Consider the following 12,878-nt stretch of genomic DNA (forward strand, 5'->3'; position numbering starts at 1 on the left):
GTTGGAGAGTTACCTGATGGCTTCGTAGCGGCGCAGCGCCTCCTTGCGCTCGGCGCTGTGGTCGACCATCGGCTCGGGGTAGTCGTCGCTGCCGTACTCGGGGACCCAGCGCTGCACATACGCGCCGTCGGGGTCGAACTTCTTGCCCTGGGTGTCGGGGTTGAACACCCGGAAGTACGGGGCGGCGTCGGTGCCGCAGCCGGCGGCCCACTGCCAGCCGTGCTGATTGCTGGCCATGTCCCCGTCGACCAGCTGCTCCAGGAACCAGCGCGCACCCCACTGCCAGGGCAGGTGCAGATCCTTGACCAGAAACGACGCGGTGATCATCCGGACCCGGTTGTGCATGAACCCGGATTCGGACAGCTGGCGCATGCCGGCATCGACGATCGGGAAACCGGTCTTACCGGCCTTCCACGCCGCGAAACGCTTCTCGGCGTCGGCGTCCTCGTCGACGGCGATGGCGTCGAAGGCCTTGTTCCAGTTCCACCACACGCTGCGCGGCCAGGCGTGCAGCACGGTGGCGTAGAAGTCGCGGAACGCCAACTCGCGCAGATAGGCCTGCGGGCCCTCCCCCGACGTGAGGTCGGCGGCCATGGTGCGCGGATGGATGGCGCCGAACTTGAGGTGCGCCGACATCCGGCTGATGCCGTCGATGTCGGGTCGGTTGCGGTCATCGCCGTAGTCGGCAATCTTGTTCTTGACGAACGATTTCCACGCCTTGTGCGCCGCGGTCTCGCCCGCGGGCAGGTCCAGTTCGGCCTCGCCGGCGGGGATGTCGGTGCGCTTGGCGCCGCGCCCGACGTCCTTGGGGTCGACCCATGTCGCGGTGGTGGGTCCGGTCTTGGCCGGGGCCCGCCAGCCGTGTTCGCGCCAGGCCCGGAAGTACGGGGTGAACACCTTGTAGGGAGTGCCGTCGTCCTTGGTGACCCGTCCCGGCGACACCAGATACGGTGAGCCGCTCTCCTCGAGCGGGATGTCGCCGAGCGCGGCGCGCACCGCCTCGTCGCGACGCACCCCGAACGGCGAGAAGTCCCCGGAGACGTGCACCGCCGACGCGTCGATCGCCTTGGCCAGTGCCGGGATTCGTTCGTCGGGGCGCCCCTCGGTGACCAACAGCCTGCCGTCGAGCTGATCGGCGACGTCACGCAGCGCGTCGTAGAGATATTGCAACCGCCGCGGTCCGGAACTGGCGTGCAAGCGCGGATCGAGCACATAGCAGGCCAGCACCTGCCCGTCGGCACCGTCGGATTTCGCGGCGTCCAGCAGGGCGGGCAGATCGCGTAACCGCAGGTCGCGCCGGAACCACAGCAGCGTTGGCATGTACTTCATGCTGCCCCATCCCAGATCGGGGCAAACATATGCGTTCAGAGCAGGTCGCGCGCCGCCGGGCAGGACATGCAGCGCGGACCGCCGCGGCCGGTGCCCAACTCGGACGCCGCGATGGGCAGCACCTCGATACCGGAGTCGGCCAACCGGGTGTTGGTCTCGGTGTTGCGCTCGTAGGCCACCACCACGCCCGGCGCCAGCGCCAGGGTGTTGTTGCCGTCGTCCCACTGTTCGCGCTCGGCCGTCACCGGGTCCAGCCCGGTGTCGATGACGCGCAGCTTGCCGATGCCCATCGCGTCGGCGGCCGCCGCCACGAACGGCGCCGCCCGGTCGATCTTCACCCCGCCACCGGACACCTTGTGGATGGTGAAGGCGGACAACGAGTCCACGATGTTGGGGTACATCACCACGGCGTCGACGTCGACCATGGTGCAGACGGTGTCCAGGTGCATCTGGGCACGCTCCTGGGCGATCGGCACGGCCAGCACGGTGTGTGCCAGATCGTCGTCGAACAGGCTGCGCGCCAGCGCCTCCGCGCCGGCGGGGGTGGTCCGCTCGCCGACACCGACCGCGACCACCCCGGGCGACAGCAGCAGCACATCACCGCCCTCGACGGGGGCGGAGCGGGACTCGTAGGCCCGCCGCACCCCCAAAAACCGCGGGTGGTGGGCGTAGATGAGGTCGGTCAGCGAGGTCTCGCGGACCCGGGCGGGCAGCGCCAGCGAGGTGATGGCCACCCGCGGCCCGATCCAGAACGACGAGTCGCGGGTGAACAGCAGATTGGGTAGCGGGTCGATGACGAAATCGCCGCCGTGGTGCATGCGGCGCACCAGCGAGAACTCGGTGGACGCGAACGGCAACTCGTCGAAGGTCATGCCCGCCATCAACAGGTGCGCCAGGGTGGCCGGGTCCACCGTGCGCAGATAGGCCGAGAGCTCGTGGGCCAGCGGCACTCCCAACCGTCGGGGGTCGACGGCGGCGGAGATTCCGTGCATCCGGGCCGCCCCGGAGGCCAGCGCCTGGGCCAGCAGATCGCCCAGCAGTAGTACCTCCACCCCGCGCGAGGTGAGCAGCGCGGCGAAGGCGTCATGCTCCTCCTGGGCCTTGCTCACCCAGGGCAGCCCGTCGAAGAGCAGGGTGTCGTTGTTGCGCGGGGTCAGCCGCTGCAACTCCGCGCCGGGGCGGTGCAGGATGACCGTGCGCAGCCTGCCGACCTCCGAGTTGGAACCCAGCGGTATCGCTTCCACGAAGGCAACGTTAACTCAACTATGGTTGAGGTGTATGGAGACGCATGAGCTCACGCCCGGTGAGATGTCACTCCGCAGCGGAGTGGCCGTCTCTGCGCTGCACTTCTACGAGCGCGAGGGCCTGATCGTCTCGCGGCGCACCTCGGGCAACCAGCGTCGCTATCGCCGCGAGACGTTGCGCCGGGTCGCGTTCATCCGGATGTCACAGCGCCTGGGCATCCCGCTGGCCCGGATTCGGGATGCGTTGGCCACCCTGCCGGATGACCGCGTCCCGACCAGCAAGGACTGGGCCCGGTTGTCGGCGGGTTGGCGCCAGGATCTCGACGACCGCATCCTGCATCTGGAGCGGTTGCGCGACAACCTGGCCGGCTGTATCGGGTGCGGATGCCTGAGCCTCAGGTCCTGTCAGCTGGCCAATCCCGAGGATGTGCTGGCCGATCGGGGACCCGGCGCCGCCAACCTGTGATTTCGAACAGGTGTGCGATAGTCTCGTGTCGTGTCTCTGGCCGTCCAAGGGTCGCTCTTCGACCATTCGGAACGTCGAGATCTGGGCGCGGGTGCCTGGATCGACGTGCGCGCCGGCTGGCTCAACGGCTGGCTGGACGACGACAAGACGCTGTTCGACGAGCTGTCGGCGGCGGTGCCGTGGCGTGCCGAGCGCCGGCAGATGTACGAACGGGTGCTCGACGTGCCGCGCCTGGTGAGCTTCCACGATCTGTCCGCCGGACCCGCCCCGCACCCCGCGATCGCCCGGTTGCGCGTCCGCCTCAACGACATCTATGCCGGCGAACTCGGTGAACCGTTCACCAGTGCCGGACTGTGCCTGTACCGCGACGGCAACGACAGTGTGGCCTGGCACGGTGACACCGTCGGCCGCAGCAGCACCGAGGACACCATGGTGGCGATCGTCAGCCTGGGCGCCCGCCGGGTCTTCGCGATGCGCCCGCGCGGCGGCGGGCGCAGCCTGCGCCTGCCCCAGGCGCACGGCGATCTGCTGGTGATGGGCGGATCGGCGCAGCGCACCTGGGAGCACGCGGTCCCCAAGACGGCCCGGCCGACCGGGCCGCGGATCAGCATCCAGTTCCGGGTGCGCGACGTGCGTTAGCCGGGCTGGCGCAGATCCGGGTCAGCCCCGTACCGCGGCGACCGCGGCAGTCAGCAGCTCGCGCGCCTTGGCGGTGTCCACCGGCGCGACCGGGGTGTTGGGCACCACCAGTGGGTTGGCGGTCACGATCACCAGGTAGGAGTCGAAGCTCGCGACGTAGTTGAACAATTCGCCGCTGTGCGGTTTGCCGTCCATGGTGGTCTGCACCACGCGGTGGGTGCCCAGCACCCGCGCCCCCTCGATCTGTGGGGATTCGACGACCTCGACCAGCCCGCGCACGCCCGGCCCGCCGAACGCCACCATCTGGCAGTTGGGCCCGGGATCGTTGGGCGGTACCGGCTCGGAGGTCTCGACCGCGATGGCGATGAAGCGGTTGCCCTTGCCCTCGGCGGTGGTGGCGGCCATATTGCCTTGCGCACCTTGGGGAATGGCCAGGCCGGCGGCGAACTTCGCGCAGTCGGCCGGCTCGATCTTCACCCCGGCGGGCACCGTCTGCGGCGCCAGCAGCTTCGGGTCGATCCCGGTGGGCCCGGACGTGGTGACCTGGAACCCGGAGTCGAAGGTGGACTTGACCTCGAAGACGTTGGCGATGTCGGTGTGCCCGGCGTCGGATGAGGTGCACGCCGTCAGCGCGGCGGCGCAGGTAACCAGGGCGAGGGCCCGTGACGTCAGCATCGCCGCCAATCTACCCGGGCCGGCCACTGATCCCGGCCACCGCCGAGACCAGCAGCCGGGCCGCCACATCGGGCCCGAGCGTGGGCAGTGCCGAGCCGGGATCGGTGACGACGGTGACGAAGACGACGTAACCGGAGTGCAGGAAGGCCGTGGCGGTGTCGGCGTGCGAGCGGGTTTCGGTGCCACCCTCGACGACGGTGGTGGCGACGGCCGCCATCGCCACCGTCGGCGTGTCGGCGATGTCGGGGCCGCCGACGGCGCTGACGGCGGCCGTGGTGCGTCCGCCGGTCAGCGTCCAGGCCGCGCACCCCGGCGGGATCGGAGGCCTCGCGCCGGGCCCGGCCACCACCGCGTGGATGATGCCGCCCGGACCCGACGCCGACCAGCCGTGGGTGGGCGCCCCGGCGCCGGGATCGGCCAGCACCGCGCACTGGGGCGGATCGGCGGTCCAGTCCGGCTTGACGCCCCAGAAGGCCGCGGGCGCAGCATTTCCGGGCAGCTCGGCCACCTCGTAGCCCGGCGGTAGGTCTGAGCGGACTCGTTCGATCGCGGCCGGGTTCGGCGCGGCCGACGTGGCCGCCGGTGTCGTGGCCCCGGTGGGTTCGGGCTGCGGACCGGCGCCACATCCGCTGACCACCAGCACCACACCCAGGCACATCGCGTAGCCACGCACACCGCTGTGGTACCACACCGCAGCGGGCGCGCCGGCGTTCTGCGGGCGCATTTCCGGACAGCCGGTCGGTTCCTGTCCAGCCCTGTAACGTCCCGAGCGAGATCGCCCACGACAGGAGAACCGATGAACAAGCAGACCACCGCCCGCGGTGCCGCCGTCGCGGCTGCGGTGCTCAGCCTGGCCCTGGCCGGCTGCGGATCCGACACCAAGACCGAATCGGATTCGGCCGCCGCGGAAACCACCTCCTCGGCGGCCGCGGCCGAGGAGACCAGCACCGGTGCCGCCGCGCCCGCGGACGCGGCCAATCTCACCATCGCGCAGTACATCCAGGAGAACGGCATCACCGAGGCCCAGGTGAAGCGCGGCGATCCGGGCACGCCGTCGGTGAACCTGCCGACGCCGCCGGGATGGATCGACGCCGGCCCGTCCACCCCGGAGTGGGCCTGGAGCCAGATCGTCTACACCGATCCGTCCATGCCGCCGCCCCCGCCGACGATCACCGCGATCCTGTCCAAGCTCACCGGCGATGTCGATGGCGCCAAGGTGCTGGAGTACGCACCTAACGAGCTGAAGAATCTGCCGGAGTACAACGGCGGCAACGACGGTGAGCCCGGCAAGTTCGGCGGCTTCGACGCCGTGCAGGTCGGCGGCACCTACGTCAAGGACGGCAAGACGCTGCTGGTGGCGCAGAAGACCACGATCATCCCCGCCGACGACGGGTTGTTCGTGCTGCAGGTCAACGCCGAGGGCACCGAGGAGCAGATGGGCCCGCTGATGGACGCGACCGCCGCACTCGATCAGGAAACGACGATCACGCCCTAGAGATGGCGGAGGCGGCGGCGATCTGTTCGGCGGTCGGCCGCACCCCGGTGTAGCGCTCGAACTGTTCTGCCGCCTGCAGCGCGATCACCTCGGCGCCGGTGATCACCTGCACGCCCGCCGCCCGGGCCGCGGTGATCACCGGGGTCTCCGAGGGCATCGCCACCACGTCGAACACCGCGTAGGCGGCGGCGATCGCGTCGTCGTCGAAGGACTGTGCGGTCTCCTCCGGACCCCCGGCCATCCCGATCGGGGTGACGTTGACCAGGATCGGTGCCCGCAGCGACCCGACCTCGGCGGCGTAGTCCCAGCCGATCCGGTCGGCCAGCGCCCGTCCGGTCTGGCCGTTGCGGGCCACGATGTGACCGCCGGTGAAGCCGGCCCCCGCGAACGCGGCGGCGACCGCGTTGGCCATCCCGCCGCTGCCGCGGATGATGACGGCGTCATCACCGTCGAGCCCGTGCTGGGCGATGAGTTGTTGCACGGCAAGGTAATCGGTGTTCGAGGCGGTCAGGTGCCCGTTGTCGTTGACGATCGTGTTGACCGACTCGATGGCCCGCGCCGAGTCTTCGATGTCGTCGACGAGGGCCATGACATCGCTCTTGAACGGCATCGACACCGAGCAGCCGCGGATGCCCAGCGCCCGCACCCCGCCGATCGCGGCGACGATGTCGTTGGTCGTGAAGGCCTTGTAGAGGAAATCCAGGCCGAGTTCGTCGTACAGGTAGTTGTGGAACCGGGTGCCGATGTTGCTGGGCCGGGCGGCCAGCGAGATGCAGACCTTGGTGTCCTTGTTCAGGGCGGGCCTCATCCCATCGACCGCATCACGCGTCGCGCCAGGTCGGCGATCTCGTCGTAGATCTCGGGTCGAAGGGACAGCGCCGCGGCGGGCGGGACATCGATCTCGGTGATCACCACGTTGAGATCATCGCGCACCCAGTGCGCCCCGGCGCGGTCCAGGATGGCGCGCATGGCGTAGTTGTCGGTGAGCACCCGCGCCGAGAACCGGGTGACACCCCCGACGTGCGCAGCGACGGCCAGCGCGTCCATCAGGAATGTGCCGATGCCGTGGCCCTGGTAGATGTCGGCGACGATGAACGCCACCTCGGCGGTGGGAGCGCCATGACCCTCCCGGACGAACCGGGCGTCGGCGACGACGGGCCCGTCCGGGCCGGCGGTCATCACCCAGACGAAGTGGTCGACGTAGTCGACCTCGAACAGGTAGGCCATCAGCGACGGGGTGGGCACCCGGGTGCTCTGGAACCGTCGATAGAGCGTCTCGGCGGAGAACTCGATGGGACCGTCGATGGTGCGGACATTGTCGCCGGGTAGTACCGGGCGCAGGTGCAACACCAGGTGGTCGCGCAATGCGATCTCGATCGGGGTCAGGTAGGCGGCCAGCCGCTGACGCGCGGTACGGACCACCCGTGGCATCACACCCGGCAGTTCGAGCAGCGCGGCGAACGCATCGGTCCCGCCGACCCATCCGGTCAGCGGCGTGGCGGCGACCACGGTGGCGGTGCGCGGCTTGTTGCGCAGCAAGGCGATCTCGCCGACGACGACACCCGGCTCGAGGGTGACGGTGATCGTCTCCCCGTTGTCGCCGACGTGGGTCACCTCGGCCCGCCCGGTGCCGATCAGCAGGAAGGTCAGTGCCGTCTCGCCCTGGCGCATCAGGACCTGCCCGGGTTCGGCCGCCAGCGGTTGCAGCTGCGCGGCCAACGGCCCCAGCGCAGCCACCGAGCAGCCGGCGAAGAACTCCAGGGAGGCCAGTTCGTCGGCGCGCACAGCGGTCACTCCGGACACCCCACGAGGCTACGGCGCGCCCGACGGGCCCGGCAACAAACATCAAGATCACATTTGCTATGGAACGCGCAAAAACAGCAGTTCGTGGCGTTTTCTACGCACAGGTCAGTAATCTGTGGCAAACTCCGCGTATGACACAAGCGCTGCGCCGCACTCGGGGGCGCCCACGAGCAGCCAACGGAGCGGAAACCCGCGAGCGGATCATCTTCGCGGCCCGGCAGGTCTTCAGCGAGCTCGGCTATGACGCGTCGACCTTCCAGGAGATCGCAGAACGGGCCGATCTGACCCGTCCGGCAATCAATCACTACTTCACCAACAAGCGCGATCTCTACCAAAATGTGCTGGACACGACCAATACCGCATTGATCGAGGCGGGCGTGGCAGCGGCCGCCGGCCAGACCACCCTGCTGGACAAGTTGTCCGCGTTGATGAGCGGCATGCTGGCCGCGCACCGCGAGATCGACTCGGCCGCGGCGTTCCTGGTGACCTCGATGCTGGAGGCCTACCGCCACCCGGAACTGAAGAACGACGACTACGCCCCGCGCGACGGAATCCGCACCTTTCTCGCCGATGCCGTCAGCGACGCCATCGCAAACGGCCAGCTGGCCGACGAAACCGACGCCAACGCGCTCATCGAGATGTTGCTGGTGCTGATGTTCGGGATGGGCTTCTACGCCGGTTTCGTGGGTACCGATGACGAGGTCGCGGCGGTCATCGACAGGTTGCAGCGACTGCTGGCCAACGACCTCTGGAAAATGCAGGCGCCCGCCGCGAGCTGAGGCGACCGAGCACCGCTTCGGCGAATGCGACGCTGTTGTTGGTCCTGACATCCCGGGAACGGCAGTAGCGTCGCATTCGCCGTTTCCGGGATCGTTGTGCAATCTTTGGAGAACGCCGTTACCGGCCGTGCCAGCGCAACGAGAGGATGCCGCTTTCATGACCCGTGTTGACCCGCTGCCACCGAAACAGTGGCCGGCCGAGATGCGCGACGCCCTCGCAGCGATGAACCCGCCGGTGCGCCGCCATCCCCCGCTGCCCACCGAGGGGCGCCCGAAGGGCCTCAACGTGCTGGGCGCCATGGCGCATCATCCCGAACTGGCGCACGCCTTCTTCACGTTCAACGGACACCTGCTCGCCGCGACGTCGCTGACCCCGCGGCAGCGGGAACTGCTCATCCTGCGCACCGCGGTCCTGCGGCAATCGGAGTACGAGTGGGCCCAGCACGTGGTGATCGCCGGAGATGTCGGCATCTCCCGCGACGAGGTCGCCCAGATCGCCTGGGGACCGGACTCCTCGCTGTGGTCGACGGCCGATGCCACGCTGCTGCGCTGCGCCGACGAACTGGTGCACGACGGGGTCGTCTCCGAGACCACCTGGGCGAGGCTGACCGGGTTCCTGGACACCACGCAGATCCTGGACGTCATCTTCACCGTCGGCGCGTACGAGACGCTGGGCTGGATGCTGCGATCGTTCGGGGTCGAGCTCGACGAGGACGTCCGGGCACACCTGACGGGCCGGTCGGGCGAACCCAGCTGAGAGGGCCGCCGCGACGCCGTTGTGAGCCGGCTCTCATGCCCTGGGCGGGGCGGTCTCCTACCACGGTCGGACATCAAGATCGCCCTCGGGCACGATGCCCGGGCGGCGCGGGATTCGTAGCGTCGAAGCATGACTCAAGCACAACCCCTGAGGGGATCACCGGTCGCGGCGATACCGTTGCCGCGCATCACGTTCCGAGTATGGCTGGCACGCATCAAGGCGACGTTGCTCACGGAATCTGCGCCGCGGCGGCACAAGTCCAGCCATCGCGCCGTGGCCCGCGAGGCGTTCATCGAGGACGCCGCGATGGCACGCGAGATGTACCGGCTCTAATCACCTGGGGTCTGCAGCACGGCCACGAACTCGCGCAGTGGGTCCGGTGTGGTGGCCGCATCACCGATGAACGGGTGCGACAACTGCAGCACCAGGAACAGATTGGTGGCCACCAGTACGCCGACGATCGCCACCATCGGATAGTGCATCGAGGGCTTCTCGACCCCGTAGATGATCGCGGTCCCCAGCACCAGCGTGCTGGTCAGAAAGATGACGCCCCACAGCGGCCAGGGCGCGCCGTCATCGTCGCGGGCCTGCAGCGTCCGCACCGTGCGGGCCTGGCTGACCTTGTCCAGATTGCTCAACGAGGTTGCCAGCCTGCTCTTCTGGCTGTCGGTGGTCACCACCACCTGCTCGTAGGCCCGGTACACCTCGGCCAGCGCCCGGTCCGCATCGGTTGCGCCGCCACCACCGCCGGGCCATTCCGCCAGCGCCGCCCGCCCGTAGGCGGTCAGCGCCGCGCGCACCCGCGCGGCGTCGTCATCGGCGAAAGCCGCCGCGTCCCTTGCCAACTGCACTGCCGCAGCGCCTTCGGCGCGGGCGTTGGCGTCGGCGGTGTTGATATGCCCCCACATCGAGGACACCACGAAGCCGATGAAGAAGGCGTAGACGAAGCCGATCACCCCGTAGGTGAACCTGGTGACGTCGTTGTGATCCTCACCCTGCAGGTGCGGGAAGCGCCGGCGCACGGTCCGTTGCAGCAGCACCGCACCACCGGCGATCAGCAGGATCAGCAGCACGAGCAGCAGACCCGCGGGGATGTGGCCGACAAGCCAAGCGCTCATGGGCTGACTGTAGAGCGATCCGGCACCGCCTCCGGGGAGGTCACTGCATCGTGTTCACTCGCCGGAGTCTCGGCTACCGCATGCCGATCTGATCCAGGAACCGATGGGTGACGTATCGGTCCAGCTCATCCTCCGGCCGGTAGGGCGCCGGCCGCAGCATCACCGTCCGGTGCCGGAAACGCTCGTCGGAACCGTCGAGGACCTGTACCCCGGCCGGATCGGTGACACAGAATCCGTCCGTCGAGATGGCCAGACCGTCGAACGCCGCTTCGGTACCGGCATACCGTCCCGGACCGCCGTTGCGCCGTTCCAGCAGCATCAGCGCCTGCAGTCCGTCCAGCGAGAACAGGTCGGTGCCGTCGATGAACAGCGGGCGCTGCCCGATGGCCGGCATGATCTCGACCAGCCGGTCGTGCTGGTAGCGGAGAACCAGGCCCGGCTCGCCGCGGGTCTCGGTCACCATGCCGTCGGTGTCGACGGCGACCTCGGCGTAGGCGGCGATGAGTTCCTGCTTCTCCGCCGCACTGAGCCCGTCGCCGAAGGTCTCCAGGGTGTCGCGCAGCATATCGTCGGAGATCGTGTCGTCCATCCGGGTGGTCACCTCGCCATACGTGGCCGACAGAGCGTCCACCTGCGCCGCGGACATGCCGAAGTGCAGTGCGCCCAGCGCTTTTCGCGGGTGAACCAGCCAGTCCGGTGACACCGACCCCATCCTAGTTCGCCCCCACCACCGACAGCAGTTGCAGCTTCTCGTAGCTGTCACTGCCGGGGGCGGCGGTGAAGACCAGCAGCGTGTGCGATTCCTCCGGGTCCAGCAGGATCTGACAGTTCAGTTCCAGCGCACCGACCTCGGGATGGTTGTAGCGCTTCACCTCTCGCGGTTTGACACCGATCTCGTGCCGGCCCCAGTAGTCGCCGAACTCCGCACTCTGCGCGTGCAGCAGTTCGGCCAGCTGCGCCGCCCTGGACTCCGGGCCGCGAAGTGCGATCAGGCCACGCAATCCGGAAACATACATCCGCGAATAGAATTCGTGATCCTCGACCGGATGGATGTCGCGGGCCGCCGGGTCGGTGAACCACCGGTACCCGATACTGCGCGAGGGTCCGGTGTGCCGGGTCAGATCGCCCATCAGTGCGATGCCCAGCGGCGTCTGGCGCAACGTCTCCCCCAGTTCGGTGACGATCTCGGCCGGGGTGTCGGTCAGTCTGTCGAAGATGCGAAGCATGCCGGGGCTGATATGGTCACCGACCGAGCCGCGCGGGGGTGGCCGGTGCCCGGCGAGCCGGAACAGGTGATCGCGTTCGTCGCGGGACAGGTGCAGCCCCTGGGCGATCGAGGCGATCATCTGCTCCGACGGTTGCGGGCCACGTTCCTGCTCCAGGCGCGAGTAGTAGTCGGCCGACATGTGGCACAGCGCGGCCACCTCTTCGCGGCGCAGCCCGCTGGTGCGGCGGCGGGCTCCGCGCGGCAGGCCGACATCCTCGGGTTGCAGGGCACTGCGACGTCGGGTCAGGAAGTCCGCCAGCGCCGCTCGATCGATCATGTCAGCCATTGTGCTGCCCGCGCGCCCACTCATCCACGGATCGACAGTCCGTGGTTACGGGTGTACCGGCCGGGCAGTGTCGTGGGTATGCCACGTGAAAAGTTCGAAGTGTCCCTGCCCGATCTGACCGGACGCCGCGCGCTGGTGACCGGGGCCAGCGACGGTATCGGAACGGTGATCGCCACCCGCCTCGCCGGAGCCGGCGCTGAGGTCATCATGCCGGTCCGCAACACCGCCAAGGGTGAAGCCGCCGCGGCCGCCATCCGGGCCCGCCATCCGCAGGCCCGGGTGCGGCTGGAATCGCTGGACCTGTCCGCGTTGTCGTCGGTCGCCGCGCTCGGCGAGCGGCTGCGCGACGAGGGCGCACCCATCCACCTGTTGATCAACAATGCCGGCGTGATGACCCCACCCGACCGCCAGTCCACCGCCGACGGGTTCGAATTGCAGTTCGGCACCAATCATCTCGGGCACTTCGCGCTGACCGCACAGTTGCTTCCGCTGCTGCGGGCCGGGCGGGCCCGTGTCACCTCGCAGACCAGCGTCGCCGCGCGCAGCGGTGCGATCAACTGGACGGACCTGAACTGGGATCTGACCTACGACGGCATGTCAGCCTATCGGCAGTCGAAGATCGCCTGCGGACTGTTCGGTCTGGAACTCGCGCGCCGCAGCGCCGCCGAGGGCTGGGGCATCACCAGCAACATCTCCCACCCCGGCGTCGCGCCCACCAGTCTGCTGGCCGCGCGTCCCGAGGTCGGCCGCGCCGAGGACACCACCGGCGTGCGGATCATCCGCTGGCTGTCGGCGCGCGGTCTGCTGGTGGGCACCGTGGAGACCGCGCCGCTGTCTGCGCTGCTGGCGGCCACCGCGGCCGACCCCGGCGTGTTCTACGGACCCCAGTGGCCCGGCAACGCCGGCGGGCCGCCCGGGGCGCAGAAGCTGTGGAAGCCGTTGCGTGACAGTCCGGGCGCCGCGCGGTTGTGGGAGGTCTCAGAAAAGCTCACCGGGATGTCGTTCGGCTGAACCGCGACG

The 12,878-nt window shown here is 69.0% G+C and carries 16 protein-coding genes; 7 read left to right on the forward strand and 9 right to left on the reverse strand.

Going from position 1 to position 12,878, the window contains the following annotated elements; translation table 11 throughout:
- Window positions 1–9 precede the first annotated feature (9 nt).
- Both BST17_RS11535 and arcA read right to left on the reverse strand, forming a co-directional pair.
- Window positions 10–1,320 (reverse strand): cryptochrome/photolyase family protein, encoded by a 1,311-nt coding sequence (locus tag BST17_RS11535; RefSeq protein WP_083058265.1) that lies wholly within the window; start codon window positions 1,318–1,320, stop codon window positions 10–12.
- Between the two features lie 44 nt (window positions 1,321–1,364).
- Complete coding sequence (gene arcA, locus BST17_RS11540; RefSeq protein ID WP_083058266.1) at window positions 1,365–2,564, reverse strand: arginine deiminase; 1,200 nt, start codon at window positions 2,562–2,564, stop codon at window positions 1,365–1,367.
- A 43-nt stretch (window positions 2,565–2,607) separates the two neighbouring features.
- Here arcA and soxR point away from each other — a divergent pair, with 43 nt between their 5' ends.
- Both soxR and BST17_RS11550 read left to right on the forward strand, forming a co-directional pair.
- Complete coding sequence (soxR, locus tag BST17_RS11545) at window positions 2,608–3,039, forward strand: redox-sensitive transcriptional activator SoxR (RefSeq protein WP_083058011.1); 432 nt, start codon at window positions 2,608–2,610, stop codon at window positions 3,037–3,039.
- 30 nt (window positions 3,040–3,069) lie between these two features.
- Window positions 3,070–3,678, forward strand: coding sequence for an alpha-ketoglutarate-dependent dioxygenase AlkB (locus tag BST17_RS11550; RefSeq protein ID WP_083058012.1), 609 nt, complete (start codon window positions 3,070–3,072; stop codon window positions 3,676–3,678).
- Between the two features lie 21 nt (window positions 3,679–3,699).
- Here the strand turns inward: BST17_RS11550 and BST17_RS11555 are convergent, their stop codons facing one another.
- Together BST17_RS11555 and BST17_RS28745 are read right to left on the reverse strand one after the other, a co-directional pair.
- On the reverse strand, window positions 3,700–4,353 hold the full coding sequence (locus tag BST17_RS11555; RefSeq protein WP_109750108.1) for a DUF5642 family protein: 654 nt from the start codon (window positions 4,351–4,353) through the stop codon (window positions 3,700–3,702).
- A gap of 10 nt (window positions 4,354–4,363) precedes the next feature.
- On the reverse strand, window positions 4,364–5,077 hold the full coding sequence (locus tag BST17_RS28745) for a DUF5642 family protein (protein WP_234807640.1): 714 nt from the start codon (window positions 5,075–5,077) through the stop codon (window positions 4,364–4,366).
- Between the two features lie 72 nt (window positions 5,078–5,149).
- Here BST17_RS28745 and BST17_RS11570 point away from each other — a divergent pair, with 72 nt between their 5' ends.
- A complete protein-coding gene (locus tag BST17_RS11570) occupies window positions 5,150–5,848 on the forward strand; it encodes an envelope biogenesis lipoprotein LpqN (RefSeq protein WP_083058018.1) in 699 nt (232 codons plus the stop codon).
- Here BST17_RS11570 and BST17_RS11575 read toward each other — a convergent pair.
- Both BST17_RS11575 and BST17_RS11580 read right to left on the reverse strand, forming a co-directional pair.
- On the reverse strand, window positions 5,838–6,656 hold the full coding sequence (locus BST17_RS11575) for a shikimate 5-dehydrogenase (RefSeq protein ID WP_083058019.1): 819 nt from the start codon (window positions 6,654–6,656) through the stop codon (window positions 5,838–5,840). The genes BST17_RS11570 and BST17_RS11575 overlap by 11 nt on opposite strands.
- Complete coding sequence (locus tag BST17_RS11580; protein WP_083058021.1) at window positions 6,653–7,651, reverse strand: acetyltransferase Pat; 999 nt, start codon at window positions 7,649–7,651, stop codon at window positions 6,653–6,655. The genes BST17_RS11575 and BST17_RS11580 overlap by 4 nt, the downstream gene beginning before the upstream one ends.
- A gap of 131 nt (window positions 7,652–7,782) precedes the next feature.
- On the opposite strand from BST17_RS11580, the gene BST17_RS11585 reads away from it, so the two are divergent.
- The 3 genes from BST17_RS11585 to BST17_RS29005 all read left to right on the forward strand — a co-directional run bounded on the left by BST17_RS11585 (window position 7,783) and on the right by BST17_RS29005 (window position 9,520).
- On the forward strand, window positions 7,783–8,430 hold the full coding sequence (locus BST17_RS11585) for a TetR/AcrR family transcriptional regulator (protein WP_083058022.1): 648 nt from the start codon (window positions 7,783–7,785) through the stop codon (window positions 8,428–8,430).
- Between the two features lie 157 nt (window positions 8,431–8,587).
- Window positions 8,588–9,187, forward strand: coding sequence for a carboxymuconolactone decarboxylase family protein (locus tag BST17_RS11590; RefSeq protein WP_083058024.1), 600 nt, complete (start codon window positions 8,588–8,590; stop codon window positions 9,185–9,187).
- A gap of 129 nt (window positions 9,188–9,316) precedes the next feature.
- The gene (locus BST17_RS29005) at window positions 9,317–9,520 is read left to right on the forward strand and encodes a hypothetical protein (protein WP_133053540.1); all 204 of its coding nucleotides are present in this window, start codon (window positions 9,317–9,319) and stop codon (window positions 9,518–9,520) included.
- Here the strand turns inward: BST17_RS29005 and BST17_RS11595 are convergent.
- The 3 genes from BST17_RS11595 to BST17_RS11605 all read right to left on the reverse strand — a co-directional run bounded on the left by BST17_RS11595 (window position 9,517) and on the right by BST17_RS11605 (window position 11,849).
- Window positions 9,517–10,305: a bestrophin-like domain gene (locus BST17_RS11595; protein WP_083058026.1), complete on the reverse strand. Its 789-nt coding sequence runs from the start codon at window positions 10,303–10,305 to the stop codon at window positions 9,517–9,519. The two genes, BST17_RS29005 and BST17_RS11595, sit on opposite strands and share 4 nt — an antisense overlap.
- 73 nt (window positions 10,306–10,378) lie before the next feature.
- A complete protein-coding gene (locus tag BST17_RS11600; RefSeq protein ID WP_083058027.1) occupies window positions 10,379–11,017 on the reverse strand; it encodes a hypothetical protein in 639 nt (212 codons plus the stop codon).
- 1 nt (window position 11,018) lies between these two features.
- Window positions 11,019–11,849 (reverse strand): helix-turn-helix transcriptional regulator, encoded by an 831-nt coding sequence (locus BST17_RS11605; protein ID WP_083058269.1) that lies wholly within the window; start codon window positions 11,847–11,849, stop codon window positions 11,019–11,021.
- Window positions 11,850–11,936: 87 nt separating this feature from the next.
- On the opposite strand from BST17_RS11605, the gene BST17_RS11610 reads away from it, so the two are divergent.
- The gene (locus BST17_RS11610; RefSeq protein ID WP_083058268.1) at window positions 11,937–12,869 is read left to right on the forward strand and encodes an SDR family oxidoreductase; all 933 of its coding nucleotides are present in this window, start codon (window positions 11,937–11,939) and stop codon (window positions 12,867–12,869) included.
- Window positions 12,870–12,878 lie beyond the last annotated feature (9 nt).

The sequence above is a fragment of the Mycolicibacterium bacteremicum genome (genome assembly GCF_002086115.1).
Lineage (GTDB): Bacteria > Actinomycetota > Actinomycetes > Mycobacteriales > Mycobacteriaceae > Mycobacterium > Mycobacterium bacteremicum.